The organism is Frigoribacterium sp. 9N (genome assembly GCF_902506305.1).
Taxonomy (GTDB): domain Bacteria; phylum Actinomycetota; class Actinomycetes; order Actinomycetales; family Microbacteriaceae; genus Frigoribacterium.
Window position 1 is genome coordinate 435,429 of record NZ_LR733392.1, and the last position, 23,563, is coordinate 458,991.

Below are 23,563 nucleotides of genomic sequence, written 5' to 3' on the forward strand. Positions count from 1 at the left end.
GAGGAAGAGGTCAGCGTGTCGGACACCAGGCGCCCTGAGCGGCCCACCCCGGTCAAGCCCCGACCGCCGCGGGTGCCCAAGGCCCCGAAGGGCAGGCCGAAGGGGCCCGCCCAGTCACGACTGGTCAACCAGCACGAACTGCGCGACGTCCGGGCGCGACTGCGCGGCACCATCTACGAGGGCACGACGCCCGAGCACGGCATCGGCGGCGACCTCTACTCGCCCCGTCAGATCGTCGACTTCTGCCTCGACCTGGGCGACGTCATGCTGTCGTCGGGTGCCGACGTCCGCAGCACCGAGGTCGCGATCGTGGCCGTGAGCACCAAGTGGAACCTGGCCCCGCTCGAACTCGACATCACGGGCACGGCGATCACCATCCAGTACGCCCCGGCCGGCGTCAACCCGTTGGTCAAGACCCGGGTCATCTACGCCGAGGGCTCGAACCTGCACCGGCTGTCGAGGGTCTACCAGATCGTCGACGACCTGCTGCACGACGACCGCGACATGACCGAGGCGGTGGCCGGCCTCGTCGAGGTGTTGAAGTCCCCGCCCCGGTGGCCGTCGTGGCTGACCGACCTGGCGATGGGCCTGCTGGGCGTCTCCGTGACGCTGCAGGCCGGCGGCACGTGGCAGGCCGCCGTCGGCGCGTTCGTGGTGATGATCGGCATCATGACGTCCGGCCGGGGGCTGACCGCCCGCGGCATCCCCCAGTTCTTCGTCATCGGCCTGCAGGCCGCGTCCACCGCCGCACTCGGCACGCTCGGCATCTGGGCGGGGCTGCTGACCCCGGGAGGCGCGGCGGCGTTGGTCGCGGCCGTGGTCGTCCTCGTCCTGCCGCACCCCACGATCGTCACCTGGGCCCAGGACGCGATCTCGGGCTTCCGGTCGATGGCGGTCGGCCGCGCCCTGGTGATCGGGCTGATCGTCGCCGGGGTCGTGTGCGGCATCCCGGCCGGACTCGCCGTGACCGCACGGTTCGCGGACATCGAGGTCGACCCGACGAACATCACCCTGCAGGCCCTGCCGCTCTGGCTCTCGCTCATCTCGAGCTTCGCCGCCGCGTCGGCCAACTCGATCGCGCAGGGGTCGACCGCACGCATGATCCCGATCACGATCGGCGTCGCCCTGGTCGGCAACCTCTCGCTCTTCACCCTGCGCCAGCTCGGCCTGCCGCTCATGGGGGCCACGTTCGTCGCGGCGACCCTGCTCGGAGCGCTCTCGACCGTGGCCGCGGCTCGTCTGCGGACGGCGGCGACGGTCATCGCCGTGCCGGCGTTCTGCGGGTCGCTGCTGCCGTCGCTCGCCGTCGCGTCGTCGCTGCTCAACTTCATGGCCGGCAACGACGGCGCCGAGGTCGACTTCGTGTTCTCGATGCTGACGACCCTCGCGATCGGCGCGGGACTCGTGCTCGGCAGCCTGCTCGCGACCCCGGGCGCGCGCCGGTGGTTGCGCCGGGCCAAGCGCGTGCGGGTGCAGTCGGTCCACACGGACACGACGCCGATCAGCATCATCGTCCCGACGGTCGCCGCGGAGGCACCCGTCGCGGAGCCGTCGGTCGCGTCGCCCCGCGTCGCGGAGCCGTCGGTCGCGTCGCCCCGCGTCGCGGAGCCGTCGGTCGCGTCGCCCCGCGTCGCGGAGCCGTCGGTCGCGTCGCCCGCGCCCACGCCCACCGCACCGATCCCCGTGGTGCCGTCGGCCACCGAGACGGTCTCGAAGCCGAGCCCCACCCCTGAACGCCCGCGCCTCGCGGACCCCACGGCACCCCGCCTGCCCGGGGTCGCTCTCTCGACTCCGGTCCGATCCGCAGAGCCCCCGGCAGACGCGGCGACCTCGAACGGCTAGCGCTCGGCCCCGGCGGTCACCCCGCGCCCGGCGTCCCCGCGGCCCGTGTCGCCGCGCCCCGTGTCGCCGCGCCCCGGCAGCTCGACCTGGGCGTCCTCGCCCTCGAGACGGCGGATGATCGGCTGGACGTCGCCGATCTCGGCGCCGATCCAGTGTCGGTGCATCTTCTCGGCCACGGCGTAAGTGGTGCCCGACCCGCCGAAGGGGTCGAGGACGAGGTCGCCGGGCTCGGAACTGATGGTCAACACGCGCTCGAGCAGCTTCTCGCTGAGCTCGTTCGCCCCGCGGGTCTTCGTCGCCCGGTGTCGCACGGGCGGGATGTCGAGCCAGACGTCGGTCAGGTTGATCCCGTCCGGGTGCAGCTTGCTGCGGTGGCCGCCGTAGTCCTTGATGTCCCGGCCGCAGTGCCGGCAGACCTGGATCGGCAGGCGGGGACGGACGAAGCGCGACGGCTTGCCCTTGCTGTAGTAGAGCAGCGAGTAGTGCGACGGGTAGAGCTTGTTGGGGATCGGCAGACCGTACTTGATGTCGACAGCGACCCAGTGACGGAAGGTCATGCCCTCGCCGTTCAGCACGTGGCCCAGCTCGATGTTCCAGCGAGGGAGGTTGAACAGGTAGAAGGAACCGCCCGGCCGGAGCACGCGGACGCATTCGGCGATCCACCGACCGCACCAGGCCAGGTAGGCGTCTTCGTCGAGCGAGTCGTCGATGCCCGCCCCGTAGACCTTGCCCAGGTTGAACGGCGGATCGGCGAACACGAGGTCGACGGACTCGTCGTCGAGCTCGGCGAGGACCTCGAGGCAGTCGGCCTGGAAGAGTCGACCGCTGGCGGTGCGGTACGTCGGTTGCACATCGTCCTTCGGGGTGTCGCGGGGCGGGATCGGTCGTCGAGAAGACTACTTCGGGCCGCCGACACGGAGGCCCGTCCGTTCGACTGACGACCGGTAGGCTAACGACCGTGTCACCCCCTGCGAAGGAGCAGAAGCCGGACTCGCGGCAACCCCGTCCGGTCGACGAGGTGATCATGCTCCGCCGTCGGGGCCGACTCCTGCTCGACGACACCCTCGACCCCGGCGACCCGATCCTCCGCCCCCGGCGTCCCCCTCGACGAGGCCCGCCGAGCGTCTCCGTCCACCGCGAGCCGATCCCCCACCAGCCCGCACTCGCGCTGGCCCTGTCGGCGGTCGCCGCCGCCGGGTACGTCGCGTGGGGCTGGGGCGAGCTGGACGAGGGAGCCACCGGGTTCCCGTTCGGCCTCGCTCGAGGTCGCCGGGCGTCGACGCCCGTGGTCGGCCTGACCTCGGCGGCCTTCGCCGTGACGGCCCTCGCGTCGGCCACGGTCGGACGACGGCCGGGCCGGTCCCGGGCCCTGCGCCGACTCGCCGTCGCGACCTCCGCGCTGACCACGGTGGTCGTCGTGACCACGCTCGTCGCGACGGTGCTGCCCCTCGCACCGACCTGACTCGGCCCGCCTCGCGGGCGGGAGCAACAGCAGAGGGCCCGGACAAGCTACCGTTGCACCATGAGTGACACCACCGAGCAAGCCCCGAGCGACGCCACAGAGCAAGCCGACACGACGCCGACGTTCGCCGATCTGGGCTTGAGCGACCAGGTCCTGAAGGCCATCCGCGAGATCGGCTACGAGACCCCTTCGGCCATCCAGGCCGCCACGATCCCCACCCTGCTCGACGGCCGCGACGTCGTCGGGCTCGCGCAGACCGGCACCGGCAAGACCGCGGCCTTCGCCCTGCCCATCCTCTCGCGCCTCGACGTGTCGGCCAAGAAGCCGCAGGCCCTCGTGCTGTCGCCGACGCGCGAACTCGCGTTGCAGGTCTGCGAGGCGTTCGAGCAGTTCGCCTCCGGCATGCGCGGGGTCCACGTCCTGCCCGTCTACGGCGGCCAGGCGTACGGCGTCCAGTTGAGCGCGCTCCGCCGCGGCGTCCACGTCGTCGTCGGCACGCCCGGTCGCATCATGGACCACCTCGCCAAGGGCACCCTCGACCTCAGCGAACTCAAGTACCTGGTGCTCGACGAGGCCGACGAGATGCTGAAGATGGGCTTCGCGGAGGACGTCGAGACGATCCTCGCCGACACCCCCGACGACAAGCAGGTGGCCCTGTTCTCGGCCACCATGCCGCCGCAGATCCGTCGCATCTCGAAGCAGTACCTGAACGACGCCGAAGAGATCACGGTCAAGGCCAAGACCACGACCTCGGTCAACACGACCCAGCGCTACCTGATGGTGTCGTACCCGCAGAAGGTCGACGCGCTCACGCGCATCCTCGAGGTCGAGAACTTCGAGGGCATGATCATCTTCGTCCGCACGAAGAGCGAGACCGAGACCCTCGCCGAGAAGCTGCGCGCCCGCGGCTACTCGGCCGCAGCGATCAGCGGTGACGTCGCCCAGGCCCAGCGCGAGCGCACGGTCAACCAGCTGAAGAGCGGCAAGCTCGACATCCTCGTGGCGACCGACGTCGCGGCCCGCGGTCTCGACGTCGACCGCATCAGCCACGTCGTCAACTACGACATCCCGATCGACACCGAGTCGTACGTGCACCGCATCGGCCGCACCGGGCGTGCCGGTCGGAGCGGCGCCGCGATCAGCTTCGTCACGCCGCGCGAGCGTCGTCTGCTGGGTGCGATCGAGAAGGCCACCCGCCAGCCGCTCACGCAGATGCAGCTGCCGACCGTCGAGGACGTCAACAGCACGCGCCTCACCCGCTTCGACGACGCGATCACCGAGGCCCTGTCGCAGGACAGCCGCATCTCGGCGTTCCGCGACATCATCAGCCACTACGTCGAGCACCACGACGTGCCCGAGGCCGACGTCGCCGCCGCACTCGCGGTGGTCGCCCAGGGCGAGACGCCCCTGCTGCTCGACCCGAAGGACGAGCGCCCGCAGCGCGACGAGCGTCCGCTGCGCGAGCGCGACGACCGCGCCCCGCGCGCTGGTCGCGACGACGACCGGGGCGAGCGCCGTGAGCGTGGCCCGCGGACGTCGAAGCCGATGACCGCCTACCGAATCGAGGTCGGTCGCCGTCACCGTGTCGAGCCGCGTCAGATCGTGGGTGCCCTGGCGAACGAGGGCGGTCTGAGCCGCGACGACTTCGGGGCGATCCAGATCCGCCCCGACTTCTCGGTCGTCGAGCTCGCCTCGGACGTCTCGAGCGACATGCTCGACCGCCTGAGCGACACCCGCATCAGCGGCAAGCTCATCGAGATCAAGCCCGACCGCCGAGGAGGCGCGCCCCGCCGCGACGACCGCCCCGACCGGTCGCAGGGTGGCGAGCGGCCCGCCCGCAAGCCCCGCTACTAGACACCCGGCCGCACGGCCCACGACGCCGACCCGGCTCCCGCCTGGTCGGCGTCGTCGTGTCCGGGCGGTTCGTCGGCGACCAGCGGTCGCGCACGGGCGAGTTCGTCGTCCCCGGTCCGCTGAGTCGCCCGTCCACCACGAACTCGCCCGTGAACCCACCGTCCCCGCTGAACGGAGTCCGATGAGCACCCCGCCCTCCCCCGGTGGCACCGACGCGCTGTTCGGCGTCGTGCAGACCGCCCTCACGATCGGCAGTGCCATTCCGTTGCTGCTGTCGGTCGTCGCGCTCGTGCTCTTCGGCCAGATGAGACGTCGGCTCTCGGCCGGCCTGCCGGGAACGCCGGGCACGCGCCGCCTCGCCGACGACTCCCGCCGACTGCACGACCTGGCCCGGGTGAGCCTGCTGGGTGCCGCGTTCGGCCTCGTGCTGCTGGTGATCGGCCAGCTCGTCGTCGGCCTCGGCACGACGCAGGGCCTCGCGGCGGCGTTCGCCGGGCCGCTCGCACCCGTGACGATCGGTGCGGTCGTGCTGACCGGCCTCGCGGCCGTCGCGTTCGCGACCTCGCCGGCGCCTCCTGCGCCTCCTGCACGCCGCTGACCCCGTTCGACGTCCGCTCGATTCGTGCTCGTCGAGTGGGCAGAAACGGTCCTTCCCGGCCCGACCAAGGACCATTTCTGCCCACTCGTTCGGTGCTCACCCCGGGCGGGCACCAAGAACGGCTCACCCACGGCCCGGGGTGACGCGCGGCCCCGGGTCGGTACCGTGGCTGGATGACGTCGTCGACGGAGCTCGGCGGTGTCCAGGCGACCGGCGCTAGGCCGGGGTCACGGCGTACTCCGCCGCCAACACCTCGCCCAGCCACGCGGCGAGCGTCGCGGCGGCCGACACCGACGACGACCGCTCGACGTCCGGGTTGTAGTTGGTGTTCGTGTTGACGTCGTAGGGCACGAAGCGGCCGTCGACGGTCTCGATGAACTCGATGCCGGCGACCTCGATGCCGTGCTCGGCGACGAAAGCCTCGAGTCGCCGCACGAGCGGGTGCTCCGCGGTGACCGACGGGCGCACCGCGAACTGCGCGAACGTGGCCGGGTCGGCGCCGTCGGGCACGACGCACGCGTCGGCGGGGCACAACTCGAAGCTGCCGGCCGAGGTGTCGACGCGCACCGCGTAGACGAAGCGCCCGCCGACGAACTCGACGCGCGTGTTGAAGGGCTCCTCGGCCTGCAGGAACTCCTGCAGCAAGGTGATCCCGTCGACCGGCACCTCGAAGTCGGGCCCGTCGACGTACGCGTCGAACGAGTCGAGGTCGTCGAAGCGCCGCACACCGAGGCCCTTGCCGCCCTGGTTGTGCTTCGTGATGAACGGCAGTCTCTGCTCGCGTGCCCGGGCCTTGAGGTCGGCGGTGCCGAACACGGCGGTCGTCGCGGGCACGTCGAACCCGGCGGACGCCAGCGCCAGGTACTGCGCCACCTTGCTCACCTCGAGTTCGACGACACCGCTGCCGTTGATGGTCCGGCGCCCGTGCCGTTCGGCCCATCGCAGGGTCGCTCGCGCGACCTCCTTGGCCGTCCCCCGGCCGCGCGTGTGGGCCGAGCCGCTCAGCCGCGACCAGAACACCCCTTCAGGAGGCGCGGCCGCGAGGTCGAAGGACGTCCCGTCGAGCAGGTGCTCGCGGTGGGGCACCCCCGCGGCGTCGAGCGCGGCGACGAGCGGCGGCAGCCACTCGGCGTTGTCGTGCAGCACGTGCACGACGGGTGACTGGTCGGCGTGGTCGATCGGCGAGGTCATCGTTCGATCGTGCACCCTTCGGGCCCGGGGTGCCAGCACCGACCATCACGCGCCCCATGCGGACCGGACGATCGCGCACAGTGCTGCATCGTCGTCGGCGAGCGCCGAGCACTCGCCCGTCGCGGCCTGGCCGACCGTCTCGGTGGCGAGGTCGGCCGCCCCGCGCACGTCTCGCCGGAACGTCACGACGGTCCCGGCCGGTGCCGTCCGAACCGCGCCGACGACGTCCGCCAGGGCGGCGTGGGTGGCGTGGTCGTCGTCGAGCTCGATGCTGAGGCGGCCTTCCGTGGCGGTCACGGCCACGCCCTCGATCCGGGGTGCGGCCACGATGGCGCCCGTGACGGTGGCGAGCACGGCGAGTGCCTCGGGCCGACCCGAGAACGAGAGACCCCTGCGGTCGGCTGCACCGGACGAGACGCGGATCTCGTCCATCCCGGACACGGCCGCGGAACCACCGATGGCCTGCATCGCGGGCACGACGCCCTCGAGCCCCGACGTCCATACCTCGACCGACCGGGCGCTGATCGCCGAGTAGGTGACCGTGTCGGACGCGACGACGTCCACCAGCGACTCGGCGGCGGCCAGGTCGCCGTCGAGCTCTCGCCGTTCGTCCGGTGACGAGACGAAGCCGATCGAGGTGCCGGGCACCTCGGACATCCGGACGAGGACGCCGGCGATCCGTGCCGCTCGCGGGGACGCCTCCGCCACCTCGTCGCGCGAGTGGTGACCCGTGACGCTCGGTGTGTCGAGGTCGACCCGGATGCCCTCCGGCAGGACCTCTACCCGCCCGGCCCCGAGATCTGCAGCCCCCACGGCGTCGAGCAGACGGGCCTGGTCGGCGGCGTCGAGGACGACGTCGGACGTCGCGGGATCGTCGAGGACCGAGGGGAACCCGGAGACGTTCTCGGTCACGAACCGGCGGGTGTCCGGGCTCCACGCCGTCACGTCGACGTCGGCCAGCTGGGCCGCGGCGTCCCGAAGGGAGCGTGCCCGCTGCCAGGCCGAGACGACGTCCGACGAGTCCGAGGGGACCACCGTGATCCCGAACCCCTGCCGAGGCGAGTCGTCCCCGGTCGCCCCGTCCTCGCCGAACGCGTGCGTGGCGAGGGACACCTCGGCGAAGACCGCGTCGTCCGCGACGCGACGCGCGAGGTCGAGCTGGGCCGCCGTGTCGCCCTCGTCGGCGAGCACCTCGAACGAGACGGTGCCGCGCCGGACGTCGACGAACCGCCAGCCGGAGGAGTCGCCGACGTTGCGGGCCACGAACGGCCTGATGCGCTCGGCGACGGCTTCGAGGTCGTCGTCGGAGAGGTCGTCCTCGACCACGACCGTGGCCTGGGCCTCCGCGACGCCGAGGGGAGAGTCGCTCCCGGCCGACTCGATCTCGACCACGCCGCCGACACCGTCCATGAGCGACTCGAACCGTTGGAGCAGGTCACTCGAGCTGGCGCATCCGGCGGCGAGGGCGAGGACGGCCACGACGACGGTCGCCACGACGCCCCGCCTCGACCTGATGCCCATCCCCATGCCCATCCCCATCCNGCAGGCGTTGGGAGCGCGCGTGGTGGGGCTTGAACGGGTTGGGCTGGGGCGTGGCGGCGGGAGTGCGGGCCTTGACCTTGGCCGCCTTGGCCGTGAGGCCGGCCGGCGGCAAGGCCAAGGCGTCCAAGGGCAAGGGCCGTACGCCCGCCGTCAAGGGCCAGCCCAAGCCGTTCAAGAAGCGCCAGGGCCGCTAGCAACGCCGGAGGCGGGCCGCCCGACCGCCACCGCATCACACCACACCACGAAGTGGACGCGGCACTGCGTTTTCGCCTGGTGCGGTGTCCACTTCGTGGCGGAGTACGCCTCATGGCGAGGTGGTCACGTCGTGGCGGCCTCGGGCCCGACCGTGGCGAACCAGTCCGCGTACCGCGTGTTCCGTGCCATGCGGCGGGTCTCGTCGGGGGCGTCGTCGTCCCACCACACCGGGCCGCGTTCGCCGAGCGACGTCTTCGCGGCGTCGACCCGGGCCCGGGCGTCCTCGACGGCGGCAGCGTCGTCGGCGGCCAGCGCCGTCTTCTTCGCGCGCCGCGCCTCCATCAGGTCGTGGACCAAGGAGGCGCGGGTCGCCTCGTCGAGGCGAGGATCGGTCCGGCGCCACAGCCGGCCGCGGACCACGAGGTACCGGCCGTCGGGCGTGACCAGGGGTTCGGCGCTCATCCGTCGCGTCGGTGACGCTGCACGAGGGAGTGCAGGAGGGGAAAGCTCCGGGTCACGGTCTGCCAGAGGGTCTCACGGTCGAGGCGATCGTAGTGATGGACGACGAAGTCGCGATTCTTGGCGGCGAGTGAGAACTCGACCTCGTGGAACCTCGTGCCGTCGTACGCGACCAAGCGCTTGCTCAGGTCACCGGCCCGGTTGGCCAGCGCCTCGAACGCCAACGGAAGCGCAGGGTCGCCGTCGAACGCCTCGCGACCACGGGACACGAGCTCGGCCGAGGCCGCCAGGGTCGCGTCGAGGTCGACCAGCCAACGTTCGGCGCGGTCCGGAGAGGGGTTCACACGGGCACCGCTTGTGTCAGGATCTCGCGGTCGGCCTCGGGGTCGAGCCCCCGCCGGGACACGACGTCGACCGGACGCTGGAACACGGCTTCCATGTCGATCTCGAACTGCGCGAAGTCGAAGTAGGTCGCCTCGGCCCCCGGATCGACCAGGAGGTCGATGTCACTGTCGTCGGTCTCGGTCCCGCGAGCGACCGACCCGAAGACGCTGACGGCGTCGATGTGGCTCAGGCCCGCGAGGCGCCGGACGAGACCGGCACGCGAGGTGATCTCGTCCAGCAGCGAAACGCCCTCTCGACCAGACGGGGGACGCTCGGACATCTCGACGAAACGGCTCCACGGCACGATGACGACCTCGGGGCGGCGGTGCGGCCCCACGGCAACGGCCGGACGGTCGGGGTCGAGCCGGAAGTCCCTCATGAGGCGGCTGAAGCCGCTGCGGGCATCAGCCACGGCGAGGACGTCGGCGCTTCGGATGGAGGTCTCCATGGAGACGATGCTAGCGCGGAGCCCCTCATCGTGTACATCTTTCTGTACATCTGCTCTCAGGCCCGCGCGACGGCCTGCCTCGCGAGCTCGCGCTGCACGCTGAGGGCGAGCTCGCGCAGCATGACGAGGTCGACGCTCTCGACCGTGCGGGGCTCGGGGTCGGCGACGCAGAGCGCTCCGATGCGCACGCCCTCGGGGCTCTCGACCGGGTAGCCGGCGTAGAACCGCGCCGGCGCCTCGACGCCGAACCGTTCGTCGGCCCAGGCGTCCTCGACGATGAACGGCTGGCCGCCGGCGACCGTGTGGGCGCAGAACGAGAGCGCCATGGGCAGCTCGCGGTCGCCGCCCCCGGCGAGGGCCTTGTTCCAGTGTCGGTCGGCGGTGACGAGGGAGAACGCGGCCCCGCTCGCGCCGAGCAGGGTCCGCGCCCGTTCGACGATGTCGTCGAAGCGTTCTTCGGGGTCGGTGTCGAGGAGGCCCAATGCCCTGATCGCCTCCACGCGGTCGACCTCGGCCTGAGGGGCGTGCCGGCGCGCCCGGGCCACGCCGCCGCCGGCGGACATCTGCGCGTCGAGCATGGGCGCGAGCATCTCGGCCTGCGCCTCGCCCCAGCGGGCGTACTTGGCGATCAGCTTGTCCCGGTCGTCGTGGCCCGAGAGCGGCGACGGAGGCATGAGCACGTGCACCCGGGGGTGGGTCGAGCAGACGTCCCGGATGGTCTCGTTCAGCTCGGCCGCGTGTCGGTCGACGAGGCCCCCGCCGGCGATGCGGAACACCGTCACCTCGCTGGGCGACTGGACGCCCGTGACGAGCACGGGACTGCTCGCGCCCCCGGTCTCGGTCTCGATGTGCACGAGCAGGTCGACGAACGCGCGCCGCCACTTCGTGACGTCGGTCATGGCGAGGGCGTCGTTGATGCCCGTCACCACGACCACGGCGTCGTAGCGCGTGAGGTCACGGTGTCCGAGCACCCGGCGGGCGGACACCGTCCCCATCGAGGGGTCGGCCACGACGTCGACGTCGACCCCGCGACCCGTGGCCTGCGAGACGGCCCGCGCGAGGTGACCCGCGAGCCCCAGGTCGTGGCTGCGGACGCCCCACCCGACGGCGGGCCCGCTGCCGAACAGCAGCACGCGATCGGGGCTGACGCCGGGAGCGTGCGTCCGGGCGACGCTCTCGGGCCTGGGCAGCCCGAGGCGTCGGTCGAACCAGCGATTGCGCTGGCGGATCATCCCGCGCACGAGCGGGCTGACGAAACGGTTCATGCCGGGTTCCTCCCACAGCGGTGGCCTGATCGACGAGGGCTCCGCGTGGTGAGGGCCGAGCGGTGTCCCTCCATGCTCTCGCCCGGGTACCGGGCGGGACAGCCCCAGGTCGGGGGCCGCCGGACGGCGCGTCCGTCAGACCGCGCGGGGGCCGTCCGACCCCGGCGGCGGCTGGGCGAGCAACCGCGCGAGGTCCACCTCGACGAGATCACGGAGGCGCTGGTCGCGTTCGTCGGGATACGCCGGGTCGACCGCCTCGACGGCCGACACCTTCGTGACGATCGCGGCCCCGACGTCGCCCCAGGCCCGGTCGACCGCCGCCGCGACGATGTCGCGCACGAAGTCGTCGTCGGACTGCAGCTCGTCCAGCCGGTCGGCCACGGCCGTGTAGGTCTTCTCCCGGAACCAGAGGGTGTCGTCGTCCCCGCGCCGGTAGTCGTGCTGGTGTCGCGACCGGCCCTTGGCCTTGAGGGCCTTCGCCCGTTCGCCGCCGATCCGTTCGTTCTGCTCGCGTTGTTCCGCCGCGAGGCGACCGAGGATGGTGCGCACGGCCTCGCGGGTGCGCTCGTGGTCGAAGTGCTCGTCGTCGCGGAGGGCACGGATGACGATCGAGTTGGCCACCGAGACGACCGCGGCCGCACGCGAGATGAGCACCCCTTCTGCGACGGCGCGCTCGAGGGCGGCGGGATCGGGCGTCGCCGGCTCGGAGGGGGCCCCGCGCGTCTTGCCGAACTTCATCGCGCCTCTCTCTCGACCGGGTGGGCGCCGAAGCGCCGGGTGACGGACCGACGATGGCCCGACGTCCCATTAAAGACCCACGGCGGGGTCCGTCGCCCCGGGGTGGGACGACGGACCCCGCCGCGACGGAGACGACGGATCAGGCCGTGGCGGCCAGCGCCGACGAGGTCTCGCGGACGAAGTCGTCGAGGTCGCCGGGGTCACGCGACGTGACGAGCGTGAAGCCCTGCTCGACGTCGGTCACCACCGAACGGTCGACCCAGCTGCCGCCGGCGTTGCGGACGTCGGTCTGCAGCGACGCATAGGAGGTGAGCTCCTTGCCCGTCACGAGGCCGGCCTCGATGAGCGCCCACGGGCCGTGGCAGATCGCCGCGATCGGCTTGCCCGCCGTGGCGAAGGCCTTCACCAGGTCGACGGCGTCGCTCTCGGTGCGGAGGGTGTCCGCGTTGATGGTGCCGCCGGGAACGAGCAGGAGGTCGTGGTCGGCGGCGTCGACCTCGGCGATGGTCGTGTCGGGGCGGACGGTCTGCCCCGGGTCCTTGTCGCCGACGAGCGTCTGGATCGGCTCGGTGGAGACGCCGGCGACGACGACGGTGGCGCCCTGCTCGCGCAGCTTCGCGACGGGGACGACGAGCTCGTCCTGCTCGACGCCGTAGTTGGTGACGATCGCGAGAACGCGGCGTCCGGTGAGTTCGGTGCTTGCCATGGTGATGCTCCTCTCGGGGCCGGTCGGGGCCCGGTGTGCGACGCCTCCCGTCTACGCGGGCGGGCTGGGTCGTGGCTGGCTCGGTGTACCCCACCCGCGCCTCCGGACCGCGGCCCCTCCCGCTCAGCTGGCCAGGAGCGCCCTGGCGGTCCCCTCGTCGAGGATGAGGTCGGTGACCAGGCCCGCGGCGAGAGCACCGCGGACGCTGACCACCTTGGCCTCCCCCGCGACGACGCAGACGCGACGCGGCGCGCGTCGGATGGTCGCCAGGTCGGGCCCGGTCGCGCGCCGGTTGAGCTCGATGTCGGCCGACGAGCCGTCCTCGCGGAAGAACACGGTCGCGACGTCGCCCACCACGTGGTCGTGGGCCAGGCTGTCGTGGTCGCTCTGCTCGAGGTAGCCACCCGAGTAGACGTGGCTCGGCACGTGTGCCTCGCGCGAGCCGACGCCGAAGACGACGAGGTCCATGGCGCCCTGCAGCGAGAGGACGCGTCGGGTGCTGCGCTCCCGCCACAGGGCGCTCTTGGTGGCCGGGTCGTCGAAGAACGCGGGCACGGGGAACTGCTGGATCAGGGCGCCGTACGCGTGGCCGAACCGACGCAGGATCTCGCTGGCGTACTCGATGCCGGTCGTGCGGGTGTTCGCCGCACCGTTGAGCTGGACGAAGACGGTGTTGTGCGTGGTCTTGGGCACCAGGTACCGGCTGACCGCACTGACGGTGGAGCCCCAGGCGACGCCGACGACCATGTTCGAGTCGACGTACTGGGTGAGCGTTCGTGCAGCCGACAGCGCGACCCGGTCGAGCCGGTCGACGTCGCTGGTCTGGTCGGGCACCGGGACCACGTGCGCGACCACGCCGAACCGCCGGTGCAGCCCGTCGCCCACGGCCGTCGGCTGGTCGAGCGGGGACTTGATCTGGATGTCGACGAGGCCCGTCTCGCGTGCCGCCTTCAGGAGGCGCGACACCGACGAGCGGGACGTCTGCAGTTCGTGCGCGATCGCCTCCATCGTGAGGTCCTGCATGTAGTAGAGGTGCGCGGCGCGCAGGGCCTCCTGCGTGCGTTCGGACGTGTCGCCAGCGACCAACGGGACCTCCTTGCACGTTCGTGCAGATACGTTGCACCTTGTGTGCATCGGGACGACGATGAATCTACCGGCCCGCAGGACGAGTCGGTCACCACCACCTGACATCGCATCTCGAAAGAAGCAGTGACCATGTCGAAGAAGACAGACTCGATCCGTCCCAACGTGCAGCGCATCGTCGACCGCCCGACGGCACAGGTGCTCGTCGTCGGCGGTGGCATCAACGGCATCGCGACCTTCCGCGACCTCGCCCTCCAGGGCGTCGACGTCGTGCTCGTCGAACGGGCCGACTACGCGTCCGGCGCGTCCGCCGCGTCGTCCCACATGATCCACGGCGGGATCCGCTACCTCGAGAACGGCGAGTTCCGTCTCGTCCGCGAGAGCGTCGAAGAGCGCAACGGCCTGCTGAAGATCGCCCCGCACTACGTCAAGCCGCTGCAGACCACGATGCCGATCTTCTCGACGTTCAGCGGCATCATGAACGCCCCCTTGCGCATGCTGACGCACAAGCAGCGCTCCACGAAGGAGCGCGGCGCACTGCTGATCAAGGTCGGCATGACCATGTACGACTCGTTCTCGCGTGACGGCGGCTCGGTGCCCCGTCACAAGTTCCTCGGTCGCAAGAAGGCGCTGGCCGAGATGCCGCACCTCAACAAGGCCCTCAAGTACACGGGCACCTACTACGACGCGTCGGTGCACGAGCCCGAGCGCCTCGCGCTCGACGTGCTGAAGGACGGTCTGGCCGCCGGCGACAACGCCCGCAGCGCCAACTACCTCGAGGCCGTCGGGACCGCCGACGGTGGCGTGACCCTGCGCGACGTCGTCAGCGGGACCGAGTTCACGGTGAAGGCCGACGTCGTCATCAACGCGTCGGGCCCCTGGACCGACCTCACCAACAAGGCCTTCGGTGCCGAGTCGCAGTACATGGGCGGCACCAAGGGGTCGCACATCGTCGTCGACAGCCCCGAGTTGCTCGAGGCCACGAACGGTCGCGAGATCTTCTTCGAGAACAACGACGGCCGCATCGTCCTGATCTACCCGCTCAAGGGTCGCGTGCTCATCGGCACGACCGACCTCGAGGCCGACATGGCCGAGCCGGCCGTCTGCACCGAAGAAGAGGTCGACTACTTCTTCGACCTGGTGAAGCACGTCTACCCCGACATCGAGCTCAACCGCGACCACATCGTCTACCGCTACTCGGGCGTCCGCCCCCTGCCCAAGCACGACGACCTCGCCGCGGGTTTCGTGTCGCGCGACTACCGCATCGTCGAGACCGAGGTCGCCGAGCTGCCCGGCACGGCCGTCCTCAGCCTGGTCGGCGGCAAGTGGACCACCTTCCGTGCCCTGTCGGCGCACCTCTCCACCGAGGCGACGACGAAGCTCGGCGTGAAGCGCACGGTCGACACCACCGGCATGGCGATCGGCGGCGGCAAGGGCTTCCCCACCACCGAGGGCGCCCGCACCACCTGGGTCGCGGCCCACGCCGACGGGCTCGACCGTGACCAGGTCGACCGTCTGCTCACCCGGTACGGCACCCGCGCCTCCGACGTCATCGAGGTGCTGCTCGACCAGCCGTCGCAGGCACTCCAGGCCGACTCGACGCTGACCACGGCCGAGATCGCCTACTTCGCCGAGCACGAGGACGCCGTCCACCTGGCCGACGTCGTCCTGCGCCGCACGAACCTCGCGTTCGTCGGGGGCGTCACCATCGAGTTGCTCACCGAAATCGCGGACGTCATGGCCCGCTCGCTCGAATGGACGACCGAGCAGCGCGACGACGAGATCGAGCAGACCCTGACGACCCTGCGCGACTCGCACGGCGTCGAGGTCCACTCGCAGCACGTGCCGGCGGCGACCCCCGCCGCGGCGACGAACTGACGACACCGACCCGATCGAGAAGCCCCGCCCCTCCCTCCGAGGGGCGGGGCTTCGTCGTCGTCGCCGGGGATGTCGTGACCTGACATTGACATGTCGACTTCGCTGCCCATCGGGCAAAATGTGACGTTTCCGTATTAGGATGCTGGCCGGGCACACGCCCGTGAGGATCTAGGAGGCCGCATGCCGATTCCCGTCACTCCCCCTGCCGCCGAACGACAGCTGCTGCGCGACACGGTCCGCAGCCGCATCCGTGACGCGATCATCGACGGCACGCTCGAACCGGGCGAACGCCTGCACGACGACGAGCTGATCGCCTGGCTGCAGGTGTCGCGCACCCCGATCCGCGAGGCACTCGGCGACCTCGTGCGCGCCGGCCTCGTCGAGATGGCGCCGAACCGCTACACGAAGGTCGCGACGCCGAAGGCCGAAGAAGCCGTCCAGGCGGTCCAGACCCTGGGCGTGCTCTTCGGCGGCGCCGTCCGGCTGGCCGTCCCGAACCTGCCGGACGCCGTCAAGCGAGAGATCGTGCGGGCCATCGACGTCTGCCTCGGCGACCTCGACCGTGAAGACGCCCCGGCGTTGAACGCCCACGCCATCGCGCTCTTCTCGACCTACGTCGACCACTGCGGCAATCCGTCACTGGTCAAGGTCTGCACCGACGTCACCGACGGCCTCGCCTACAAACTGCGCGTGCCGAACATCGTGCAGGTGCTGCAGTGGGACTCGATGGCCGACTCGTTCGCCGCCCTGCGCGAGGCGACCGAGGCCGGTGACCCCATCGCCGCCGAACTCGCCGCCGAGGACCTGCACGCCCTGCCCGGCCAGCGCCCCGTCGCCTGAGCGGGCGGGCGCGGCCAACCGGGCGGGCGGGCGCGGCCGACCGGGCGCGTACGGCCGACCGTCCTTCGGTCCGTCAGACCGCCGTGACGTCGTCGACCTCGCCGACGAGTTCTTCGATGATGTCCTCCAAGAAGAGCACGCCGGTGGTGACGCCCTCGGCCGAGACGGAGCGGGCGACGTGCGCGCCGACCCGGCGCATCGAGGCCAGGGCGTCCTCGAGGTCGGTGTCGCGGCCCACGGCGCCCAGGCGGCGGATGCGCTTCTCGGGCACGGGTGCCTCGAAGGCCCCGTCGCCGGTGAGGTCCATGACGTCCTTGAGGTGCAGGTAGCCCGTGGGCTGGCCGTCTCCGTCGGTGAGCACGTACCGCGAGTACCCCCGGGCCGCCACGGCGCGCTGCACGTCGGCCGGAGTCGACCCCGGCGCCAGGTGCACCATCTCGTCGAGGGGCACCTCGACGTCGCGCACCTTGCGGGTGGTGAACTCGAACGCCGCCGACAGGGTGCCCGACGAGTCCGTCAGCGTGCCCTCGCGGGTCGACTGCTGGACGATCGTGGCGACCTCGTCGAGCGTGTACGAGCTCGTCGCCTCGTCCTTCGGCTCGACCCGGAAGAGCCTCAGCACGCCGTTGGCGATCGCGTTGAGCGACCAGATGACCGGCTTGAAGACCGTCGCCACGAAGACGAGCGGGGGCGCCAGGATGAGCGCCGCCCGGTCGGGCACCGAGAACGACAGGTTCTTCGGGATCATCTCTCCGACGACCACGTGCAAGAACGTGACGAGCACGAGCGCCACGACGAACGCGACGACGCCGATCGCCTCGGCCGAGAGGCTGGTGAGGCCGAGCGGGATCTCGAGCAGGTGGTGGATCGCCGGCTCCGAGACGTTCAAGATGACCAGCGAGCAGACGGTGATGCCCAACTGGCTGGTGGCCAGCATGAGCGTCGCGTGTTCCATCGCCCACAGGGTCTTCTTCGCGGCCTTGCTGCCGGCCTCGGCACGCGGCTCGATCTGCGAGCGGCGTGCCGAGATGACGGCGAACTCGGCGCCGACGAAGAATCCGTTGACGATCAGCAGCACGACCAGCCAGACGATTCCGGGCAGGTACTCGTTCATCGGTCGACCCCTTCGGTCAGCGAGGCCACCACGCGGTCGTGCTCGGTCGTGGGTGCGGCGGCGTCGAGGCCGCCGTCAGGTGGGGCCGGGACGAAACGCAGGCGTTCGAGGCGTCCGTTCGCGACGCGTTCGACCCGCAGGCTGCCGCTGCCGCTCTCGAGGGCGACCTCGTCGCCCACCTCGGGCAGGCGGTCGAGCCGGTCGATGACGAACCCGGCCACCGTCTCGTAGTCGCCGTCGTCGGGCACGCGGATGCCCGCCCGGTCGGCCAGCTCGTCGGGCCGGAGGGCACCGTCGAAGAGCACGGTGCCGGCCTGGCGCACGATGCCCACGCGGGCCCGGTCGTGCTCGTCCTCGAGCTCGCCGACGAGCTCTTCGACGACGTCCTCGAGCGTGACGAGGCCGGCGGTGCCGCCGAACTCGTCACGCACCACGGCCATCTGCAGGCCGCCGTGGCGCAGCAGGCCGAGCAGCGAGTCGGTGCCCATGCTCTCGGGCACGAAGCGCGCCTCCTGCATGAGGGCGGTCGCGACGACGGAGGCGCGCTCGGCGAGCGGAACCGCGAACGCGTGCTTCACGTGCACGACCCCGACGATGTCGTCGCTGTCGTCGCCGATCACGGGGAACCGCGAGAAGCCCGAGGTGAGGGCGGCCTCGACGACGTCGGCGGCCGAGCCGGTCGACGCGATGGTCGTCATGCGGACGCGCGGCGTCATCACCTCGGAGGCGTCGTGCTGCGAGAAGCGCAGGGTACGGCCCAGCAGGGTCGCGTGGTCCTGGTCGAGCTGGCCCTCGAGGGCCGACCGGCGCACGAGCGAACTCAGCTCTTCGGCCGAGCGGGCGCCCGACAACTCTTCTTTGGGCTCGATGCCCATGGCGCGGATGGCCGCGTTGGCGGTGTTGTTGAAGAGCAGGATGAGCGGCTTGAAGACCGTGGTGAACGCGGCCTGGAACGGCACGACGAACTTCGCGGTGGCGAGCGGCAGCGCGAGGGCGAAGTTCTTCGGCACGAGCTCGCCGACGACCATCGAGAAGAGGGTGGCGAGCACGATGCCCGCGACGCTGCCGACGACCGGGACGGCCGCGGCGGGCACGCCGAGCGAGTCGAGCGGACCGCTCAGCATCGAACTGATGGCGGGCTCGAAGGTGTACCCGGTGAGCAGGGTCGTCAGCGTGATGCCGAGCTGCGCACCGGAGAGGTGCGTCGAGGTGATGCGCAACGCCTTGATCGTGGGACCGAGGCGTTTCTCGCCCCGGTCGCGCCGCGCCTCCAGCTCGTTCCGGTCGAGGTTGACCAGCGAGAACTCGGACGCGACGAAAAAGCCGGTGCCGACGGTGAGCACGAGGCCGATGCCGACCATGACCCAGTCATTCATGTCGCCCCTCCCCGTCTGTGACGACCGCGCGGGCGGTCAGGCGTGGGAGAGGCCAGGGCATGTGAGAGGGAGGTTCGTCCATGACCGAGAACAGTAAGCAGATCCCCCGACCGATGCCTGAGAACGTGCAGTCGATGCAGTCGACCCGCCCTCGAGCCGAGGAGGCGCGGGTCAGGCCGGAGGGGCCGCCGCCGCCGTCGAGGTGGTCGGCGTGGGGGCCTCCGGCGTCGAGATCGTGGGCGTCGGGATGGTCGGCGTCGGGATGGTCGGCGGCAGGGCGGGCGGAGTGGCCCGCAGGTCGGCCACGCGGTCGGCCGGCTCGGTGCGGGCGAGGAACCCGATGCGCGACTCGCGCACGTGCCAGCCCATCAGCTCGGCGGCCCCGGCCTCGTCGCCGGCGTCGATCGCCGCGAGGATGCGTCGGTGGTCGGGCCAGAGCCGCTTGCCTCGCGAGAAGGTGTCGAGGGCGTACAGCCACTCGATCTTGTTCGACAGCTGGCGCAGCAGGGTGGCCAGGGTGGCGCTCCCGCTCAGCTGCGCCACGCCCACGTGGAACCGGTCGTTGAGTTCGACGAGACGGTCGAGGTCGCCGGCCTCGACGGCGGCGTCCCCGTCGTCGAGCAGCTGGCCGAGCACGCGCCGCGTGCGCCACCAGTCCTCGGGCGGCCGCGGCTCGCCGAACAGCTCGCGGGCCCGCAGGGCGGCGCGTCGCGCGGTCGAGATCTCGAGGGCCTCGCGGACGGCGAAGAGGTCGTCGGCCTCGTCGACCGGGATCGCCGCGACCCGGCTGCCCACGTGCGGCGTCGACTCGACGAACCCCTCGGCCTCGAGCGCCCGCAGCGCCTCACGCACCGGGACGCGCGAGACGCCGTGGCGGCGAGCGACCGACGCCTCGGTGATGCGCGTCCCCGGCACGAGGGCGCCCTCGACGATCTCGCGACGCAGGGCGTCGACGAGGACGACGGGCGTCGGGCCCTCAGAGGGCGAGGCTGGCACCGGGGATGGCTCCCAACAGTTCGGTCGTGTACTCGGCACGGGGCGACAAGAAGATGTCGTCGACGCTACCGCGCTCGACCACGGCGCCCTTGCGCATCACCACCACGTCGTGGGCGATCTGCCTCACGACCGCCAGGTCGTGCGTGATGAACAGGTAGCTGAGGCCGAGCCGACGCTGCAGGTCGCCGAGCAGCTCGAGGATCTGCTCCTGGACGAGCACGTCGAGCGCCGAGACGGCCTCGTCGCAGATGAGCAGCTCGGGCTCGAGCGCCAGCGCCCGGGCGATGGCCACGCGCTGACGCTGCCCGCCGGACAACTCGTTCGGACGGCTCTGCGCGACCGACCGCGGCAGGGCGACCTGGTCGAGCAGCTCGGCGACCCGGTGCCGACGCGAGGCACGGTCGCCGACGCCGAAGATGCGCAACGGCTCGTCGATCAGCCGCTCGACGCTGGAGGTCGGGTCGAGCGAACCGTAGGGGTCCTGGAAGACGGGCTGCACCCGGCGACGCAGCGCGCGACGGGACGCACCGCGGCTCGTCGTGATGCTCTCGCCGTCGATCAAGGCCGACCCGCTCGTCGCCGACTCGAGGCCGAGCACGATGCGGGCCACGGTCGTCTTGCCCGAGCCGGACTCCCCCACGATCGCCGTCGTGGTGCCGCGCGGCACCTCGAACGAGACGTGGTCGACGGCCCGCACCTGCTCGCCACGGCGACCACGGAGGCGGAACTCCTTGACCAGGTCGGTGACGGTCAGGATCGGGTCGACCCGCGCCTCCTTCGCGTCCGTCGCCTCGTCGAGGACGGTCTCGCCGCGACGGAGGGCGGTGGCCGAGGCCAGCGTCGGCGCCGCCGCGACGAGGCGCTTCGTGTACTCGTGCTGCGGGCGACGCAGGATCTGCTCGGGCGTGCCCTGCTCGACGACGCGTCCCTCGAGCATCACGACGATGCGGTCGGTGCGGTCGGCGGCGAGCCCCAGGTCGTGGGTGATGAAGAGCAGGGAGGTGCCACGACTCTCGACCAGCGTCTGCAGGTGGTTCAGGATCTGCCGCTGCACCGTCACGTCGAGCGCGCTGGTCGGCTCGTCGGCGATGAGCAGCTGCGGCTCCCGTGCCAGGGCGATCGCGATGAGCACGCGCTGGCGCATGCCGCCCGAGAACTCGTGGGGGAACTGCCCCGCCCGGCGCTCGGCCTCGGGGATGCCCGCCTCGCTCATCAGCGCGACGACGCGGCGCTGGACCTCGTCGTGGCCGCGGAGGCCGTGGGTGCGCAGCGCGTCGGCGATCTGCGCGCCGACCTTCATCGACGGGTTGAGGTTGGTCGACGGGTCCTGCGGCACGAGGCCGATCCGGGCGCCGCGCACCTGACGCATGGGGGCCTCGGTCGCCTGCGCGAGGTCGAGGGTGCCGCCGTCGGGCCCCGCCAGCTCGATCGTGCCACCCGTGATGTGGCCGGCCCCGGGCAGCAGGCGCAGGATGGCGGCGACCACCGTCGACTTGCCCGAGCCGGACTGGCCGACGATCGCCACCCGCTCGCCCGGCAGGACGTCGAGGTCGACGCCGTGGACGGCGGGGGTGTCGCCGAACGAGACGCGAAGGTCGCGCACGCTCAGCAGGGGGGAGGTCGGGTTCTCAGCGTCCTGCGGCATAGGCCTGGGCTCCTCGGGGGTTGGCGGCGGCGGAGAGCACACCGGTCTCGGGGTCTCGCGACACGCTGGACAGCCGGCCCAGGGACCAACCGCCGGCGCGGGTGACGACATGGCCGCGGGCGACCAGCGCGTCGATGACGTCGTCGCCCAGGCGGTCCTCGACCACGACGCCACCGGGCTCCCAGGTGCGCGGCCAGAAGCTGCCCGGGAACGACGTGGTGTGCAGGGCCGGGGCGTCGATCGCCTGCTGCGGGGTGTAGCCGCCGACGATCGTGCGCAGCAGGTAGAGCAGCTGCCACTGGTCCTGCTGGTCGCCGCCGGGCGAACCGAGCGCGACGACGGGCTCGCCGTCCTTCAGCACGAGCGTGGGCGTCAGCGTGGTGCGCGGGCGGGTGCCGGGTGCGAGCGTCGACGCCGTGCCCTCGTCGAGCCACGACATCTGCAGCCGGCTGCCGAGGCAGAAGCCGAGCTCGGGGATCGTCGGCGACGACTGCAACCAGCCGCCCGACGGCGTCGCCGACACGACGTTGCCCCAGCGGTCGACGACGTCGAGGTGGCAGGTGTCGCCGCGCGTCTCGCCGGTGGGCTCGGTGAACGGCTCGGCCAGACGGTCGGCAGGAGGCGCGGTGGCGGTCGTCGGGGCGTCCTCGGTCGGTGCGACGGGTGCGACGGCTGCGTCGGCTGCGTCGGCTGCGTCGGCCGCGTCGGCGCGAACCGGTGCCCGACCGGGGGCGGCGACGGTGGGCTCGCCGACGCCGGCGGGTGCCTCGCTGAGCGCGGGTGGCAGGTACTCGGTGCGCATCGTGGGCAGGGCGAACGGTTCGCGCCCCGGGACGTCGCCCGGTCGCAGCTCGTGCGACGCCCGCTCGCCGATCAGGGCGCGACGCCGGTCGGCGTAGTCCGCGGACAGCAGGACGTCGAGCGGCACGTCCCCGGGGCCGTACCAGGCCTCGCGATCGGCCATCGCGAGCTTCTGCGCCTCGACGATGGTGTGGGCGCCGTCGGCGGTCGACGGGTCGAGCAGGGCGTCGTCGAGCGGCTCGAGCAGCGCCAGCACCTGCAGCAGGGCGGGACCCTGACCCCAGGCGCCGGTCTTGGCGACGGTGTGGCCGCGGAACTCGATCGTGGTCGCCGGCTCGGTCGTGGCCCGGAAGGCGGCGAGGTCGGCGGCCGTGACCACGCCCGCGTGGTCGGTGCCCGACGAGTGACGGTGCGGAGTGCGGACGAACGCGTCGATCGCCTGCGCGACGTGTCCGCTGCCCCACTCGACCCGCGCCTCCTCGATCTTCGACTCGCGGGACGCCTCGGGGCCGAGGGCCTCGCCCGCCGCGACCAACTCGTCGAGCACGGCCGCGTAGGCGGGGTTCGTCAGCAGGTCGCCCTCACGGGGTACCTCGCCACCCGGCATCCACTGGGCGGCGGAGGTGGGCCAGTGCTTGGTGAACAGGTCGGCGACGGTCTCGATGGTCGACGCCACGCGCGCCACGATCGGGTGGCCGTCGCGGGCGTAGCCGATCGCGTAGGCCAGGACGTCGGCCAGGGACCAGGTGCCGTGCTCGGCCAGCAGCTTCAGCCAGGCGTCGACGGCGCCGGGGACGGCGGCCGCGAGGGCTCCCGACCCGGGGACGAGCTCGAGGCCCTCGGCAAGGTAGTGCTCGCGGGTGGCCCCGGCCGGGGCGGGGCCCTGGCCGACGAGCACGGTCGGCGCGTCGGGGGCCTCGGCCGTGGCGTAGATCGCCGTGAGGTCGCCGCCGGGACCGTTGAGGTGCGGCTCGACGACGTGCAGGACGAAGGCGCCCGCGACGGCCGCGTCGAAGGCGTTGCCGCCGCGCTCGAGGACCGACTGGGCCGAGGCCGTCGCCAGCCAGTGCGTCGACGACGTCATGCCGAAGGTGCCGCGCAGGTCGGGGCGGGTGACGAACTCGTCAGGGGTGGTGTAGGTCACGA

20 protein-coding genes and 1 pseudogene are annotated in these 23,563 nt (G+C 71.9%); 7 read left to right on the forward strand and 14 right to left on the reverse strand.

From position 1 onward, the window contains the following. The first annotated feature begins 15 nt into the window (after positions 1 to 15). On the forward strand, positions 16 to 1,842 hold the full coding sequence (locus tag ARTHRO9V_RS05140; RefSeq protein ID WP_236556924.1) for a threonine/serine exporter ThrE family protein: 1,827 nt from the start codon (positions 16 to 18) through the stop codon (positions 1,840 to 1,842). Here the strand turns inward: ARTHRO9V_RS05140 and ARTHRO9V_RS05145 are convergent. Beyond that, complete coding sequence (locus ARTHRO9V_RS05145; protein ID WP_123569944.1) at positions 1,839 to 2,693, reverse strand: site-specific DNA-methyltransferase; 855 nt, start codon at positions 2,691 to 2,693, stop codon at positions 1,839 to 1,841. The genes ARTHRO9V_RS05140 and ARTHRO9V_RS05145 overlap by 4 nt on opposite strands. Positions 2,694 to 2,800: 107 nt before the next feature. Here ARTHRO9V_RS05145 and ARTHRO9V_RS05150 point away from each other — a divergent pair, with 107 nt between their 5' ends. The 3 genes from ARTHRO9V_RS05150 to ARTHRO9V_RS05160 all read left to right on the forward strand — a co-directional run bounded on the left by ARTHRO9V_RS05150 (position 2,801) and on the right by ARTHRO9V_RS05160 (position 5,756). Further along, a complete protein-coding gene (locus ARTHRO9V_RS05150) occupies positions 2,801 to 3,304 on the forward strand; it encodes a hypothetical protein (protein WP_159825933.1) in 504 nt (167 codons plus the stop codon). A 60-nt stretch (positions 3,305 to 3,364) separates the two neighbouring features. After that, positions 3,365 to 5,158 carry a DEAD/DEAH box helicase gene (locus ARTHRO9V_RS05155; RefSeq protein ID WP_056044815.1) on the forward strand — a complete coding sequence of 598 codons (1,794 nt, stop codon included), beginning with the start codon at positions 3,365 to 3,367 and terminating at the stop codon, positions 5,156 to 5,158. Positions 5,159 to 5,339: 181 nt separating this feature from the next. Then, positions 5,340 to 5,756 (forward strand): hypothetical protein, encoded by a 417-nt coding sequence (locus ARTHRO9V_RS05160; protein WP_159825935.1) that lies wholly within the window; start codon positions 5,340 to 5,342, stop codon positions 5,754 to 5,756. 216 nt (positions 5,757 to 5,972) lie between these two features. Here the strand turns inward: ARTHRO9V_RS05160 and ARTHRO9V_RS05165 are convergent, their stop codons facing one another. Next, positions 5,973 to 6,947 carry a RimK family alpha-L-glutamate ligase gene (locus ARTHRO9V_RS05165; protein WP_159825937.1) on the reverse strand — a complete coding sequence of 325 codons (975 nt, stop codon included), beginning with the start codon at positions 6,945 to 6,947 and terminating at the stop codon, positions 5,973 to 5,975. A gap of 1,542 nt (positions 6,948 to 8,489) precedes the next feature. Here ARTHRO9V_RS05165 and ARTHRO9V_RS15980 point away from each other — a divergent pair. Further along, positions 8,490 to 8,683, forward strand: a pseudogene (locus ARTHRO9V_RS15980) (LysR family transcriptional regulator); the annotation flags it as partial. A 124-nt stretch (positions 8,684 to 8,807) separates the two neighbouring features. Here ARTHRO9V_RS15980 and ARTHRO9V_RS05180 read toward each other — a convergent pair. The 7 genes from ARTHRO9V_RS05180 to ARTHRO9V_RS05210 all read right to left on the reverse strand — a co-directional run bounded on the left by ARTHRO9V_RS05180 (position 8,808) and on the right by ARTHRO9V_RS05210 (position 13,707). Beyond that, entirely contained in the window at positions 8,808 to 9,146 is a 339-nt protein-coding gene (locus ARTHRO9V_RS05180; protein ID WP_159825941.1) for a hypothetical protein, read from the reverse strand. Next, positions 9,143 to 9,487, reverse strand: coding sequence for a HepT-like ribonuclease domain-containing protein (locus ARTHRO9V_RS05185; protein ID WP_056046849.1), 345 nt, complete (start codon positions 9,485 to 9,487; stop codon positions 9,143 to 9,145). Before ARTHRO9V_RS05185 ends, ARTHRO9V_RS05180 begins: the two co-directional genes overlap by 4 nt. Continuing rightward, positions 9,484 to 9,975, reverse strand: coding sequence for a nucleotidyltransferase family protein (locus ARTHRO9V_RS05190; protein ID WP_056046851.1), 492 nt, complete (start codon positions 9,973 to 9,975; stop codon positions 9,484 to 9,486). Before ARTHRO9V_RS05190 ends, ARTHRO9V_RS05185 begins: the two co-directional genes overlap by 4 nt. A gap of 56 nt (positions 9,976 to 10,031) precedes the next feature. Then, on the reverse strand, positions 10,032 to 11,240 hold the full coding sequence (locus tag ARTHRO9V_RS05195) for a GAF domain-containing protein (RefSeq protein WP_159825943.1): 1,209 nt from the start codon (positions 11,238 to 11,240) through the stop codon (positions 10,032 to 10,034). Between the two features lie 135 nt (positions 11,241 to 11,375). Then, positions 11,376 to 11,978, reverse strand: coding sequence for a hypothetical protein (locus ARTHRO9V_RS05200; protein ID WP_159825945.1), 603 nt, complete (start codon positions 11,976 to 11,978; stop codon positions 11,376 to 11,378). A 139-nt stretch (positions 11,979 to 12,117) separates the two neighbouring features. Beyond that, a complete protein-coding gene (locus ARTHRO9V_RS05205) occupies positions 12,118 to 12,684 on the reverse strand; it encodes a type 1 glutamine amidotransferase domain-containing protein (protein WP_123570651.1) in 567 nt (188 codons plus the stop codon). A gap of 123 nt (positions 12,685 to 12,807) precedes the next feature. Continuing rightward, a complete protein-coding gene (locus ARTHRO9V_RS05210; protein WP_236557075.1) occupies positions 12,808 to 13,707 on the reverse strand; it encodes a sugar-binding transcriptional regulator in 900 nt (299 codons plus the stop codon). A gap of 192 nt (positions 13,708 to 13,899) precedes the next feature. On the opposite strand from ARTHRO9V_RS05210, the gene ARTHRO9V_RS05215 reads away from it, so the two are divergent. Next, on the forward strand, positions 13,900 to 15,645 hold the full coding sequence (locus ARTHRO9V_RS05215) for a glycerol-3-phosphate dehydrogenase/oxidase (protein WP_192124368.1): 1,746 nt from the start codon (positions 13,900 to 13,902) through the stop codon (positions 15,643 to 15,645). Positions 15,646 to 15,825: 180 nt separating this feature from the next. Further along, positions 15,826 to 16,485 (forward strand): GntR family transcriptional regulator, encoded by a 660-nt coding sequence (locus ARTHRO9V_RS05220; RefSeq protein ID WP_056046860.1) that lies wholly within the window; start codon positions 15,826 to 15,828, stop codon positions 16,483 to 16,485. Positions 16,486 to 16,558: 73 nt separating this feature from the next. Here ARTHRO9V_RS05220 and ARTHRO9V_RS05225 read toward each other — a convergent pair whose 3' ends face one another. From ARTHRO9V_RS05225 to ARTHRO9V_RS05245, 5 genes are all read right to left on the reverse strand, one after another. Further along, a complete protein-coding gene (locus ARTHRO9V_RS05225) occupies positions 16,559 to 17,599 on the reverse strand; it encodes a hemolysin family protein (RefSeq protein ID WP_159825960.1) in 1,041 nt (346 codons plus the stop codon). Further along, a complete protein-coding gene (locus tag ARTHRO9V_RS05230; protein WP_056046864.1) occupies positions 17,596 to 18,975 on the reverse strand; it encodes a hemolysin family protein in 1,380 nt (459 codons plus the stop codon). The genes ARTHRO9V_RS05225 and ARTHRO9V_RS05230 overlap by 4 nt, the downstream gene beginning before the upstream one ends. A gap of 171 nt (positions 18,976 to 19,146) precedes the next feature. Beyond that, positions 19,147 to 19,971 (reverse strand): GntR family transcriptional regulator, encoded by an 825-nt coding sequence (locus tag ARTHRO9V_RS05235; protein ID WP_200413342.1) that lies wholly within the window; start codon positions 19,969 to 19,971, stop codon positions 19,147 to 19,149. Then, positions 19,952 to 21,616: an ABC transporter ATP-binding protein gene (locus tag ARTHRO9V_RS05240; RefSeq protein WP_159825962.1), complete on the reverse strand. Its 1,665-nt coding sequence runs from the start codon at positions 21,614 to 21,616 to the stop codon at positions 19,952 to 19,954. The genes ARTHRO9V_RS05235 and ARTHRO9V_RS05240 overlap by 20 nt, the downstream gene beginning before the upstream one ends. Beyond that, on the reverse strand, positions 21,600 to 23,561 hold the full coding sequence (locus ARTHRO9V_RS05245; protein ID WP_236556926.1) for a gamma-glutamyltransferase family protein: 1,962 nt from the start codon (positions 23,559 to 23,561) through the stop codon (positions 21,600 to 21,602). Before ARTHRO9V_RS05245 ends, ARTHRO9V_RS05240 begins: the two co-directional genes overlap by 17 nt. Positions 23,562 to 23,563: the final 2 nt, after the last annotated feature.

Coding starts and splice junctions, on each gene's coding strand:
- ARTHRO9V_RS05155 (WP_056044815.1), top strand. CDS start 3,365: ATGAGTGACACCACCGAGCAAGCCCCGAGCGACGCCACAGAGCAAGCC.
- ARTHRO9V_RS05160 (WP_159825935.1), top strand. CDS start 5,340: ATGAGCACCCCGCCCTCCCCCGGTGGCACCGACGCGCTGTTCGGCGTC.
- ARTHRO9V_RS05165 (WP_159825937.1), bottom strand. CDS start 6,947: ATGACCTCGCCGATCGACCACGCCGACCAGTCACCCGTCGTGCACGTG.
- ARTHRO9V_RS05180 (WP_159825941.1), bottom strand. CDS start 9,146: ATGAGCGCCGAACCCCTGGTCACGCCCGACGGCCGGTACCTCGTGGTC.
- ARTHRO9V_RS05190 (WP_056046851.1), bottom strand. CDS start 9,975: ATGGAGACCTCCATCCGAAGCGCCGACGTCCTCGCCGTGGCTGATGCC.
- ARTHRO9V_RS05195 (WP_159825943.1), bottom strand. CDS start 11,240: ATGAACCGTTTCGTCAGCCCGCTCGTGCGCGGGATGATCCGCCAGCGC.
- ARTHRO9V_RS05200 (WP_159825945.1), bottom strand. CDS start 11,978: ATGAAGTTCGGCAAGACGCGCGGGGCCCCCTCCGAGCCGGCGACGCCC.
- ARTHRO9V_RS05205 (WP_123570651.1), bottom strand. CDS start 12,684: ATGGCAAGCACCGAACTCACCGGACGCCGCGTTCTCGCGATCGTCACC.
- ARTHRO9V_RS05210 (WP_236557075.1), bottom strand. CDS start 13,707: ATGCAGGACCTCACGATGGAGGCGATCGCGCACGAACTGCAGACGTCC.
- ARTHRO9V_RS05215 (WP_192124368.1), top strand. CDS start 13,900: ATGTCGAAGAAGACAGACTCGATCCGTCCCAACGTGCAGCGCATCGTC.
- ARTHRO9V_RS05220 (WP_056046860.1), top strand. CDS start 15,826: ATGCCGATTCCCGTCACTCCCCCTGCCGCCGAACGACAGCTGCTGCGC.
- ARTHRO9V_RS05225 (WP_159825960.1), bottom strand. CDS start 17,599: ATGAACGAGTACCTGCCCGGAATCGTCTGGCTGGTCGTGCTGCTGATC.
- ARTHRO9V_RS05230 (WP_056046864.1), bottom strand. CDS start 18,975: ATGAATGACTGGGTCATGGTCGGCATCGGCCTCGTGCTCACCGTCGGC.
- ARTHRO9V_RS05240 (WP_159825962.1), bottom strand. CDS start 21,616: ATGCCGCAGGACGCTGAGAACCCGACCTCCCCCCTGCTGAGCGTGCGC.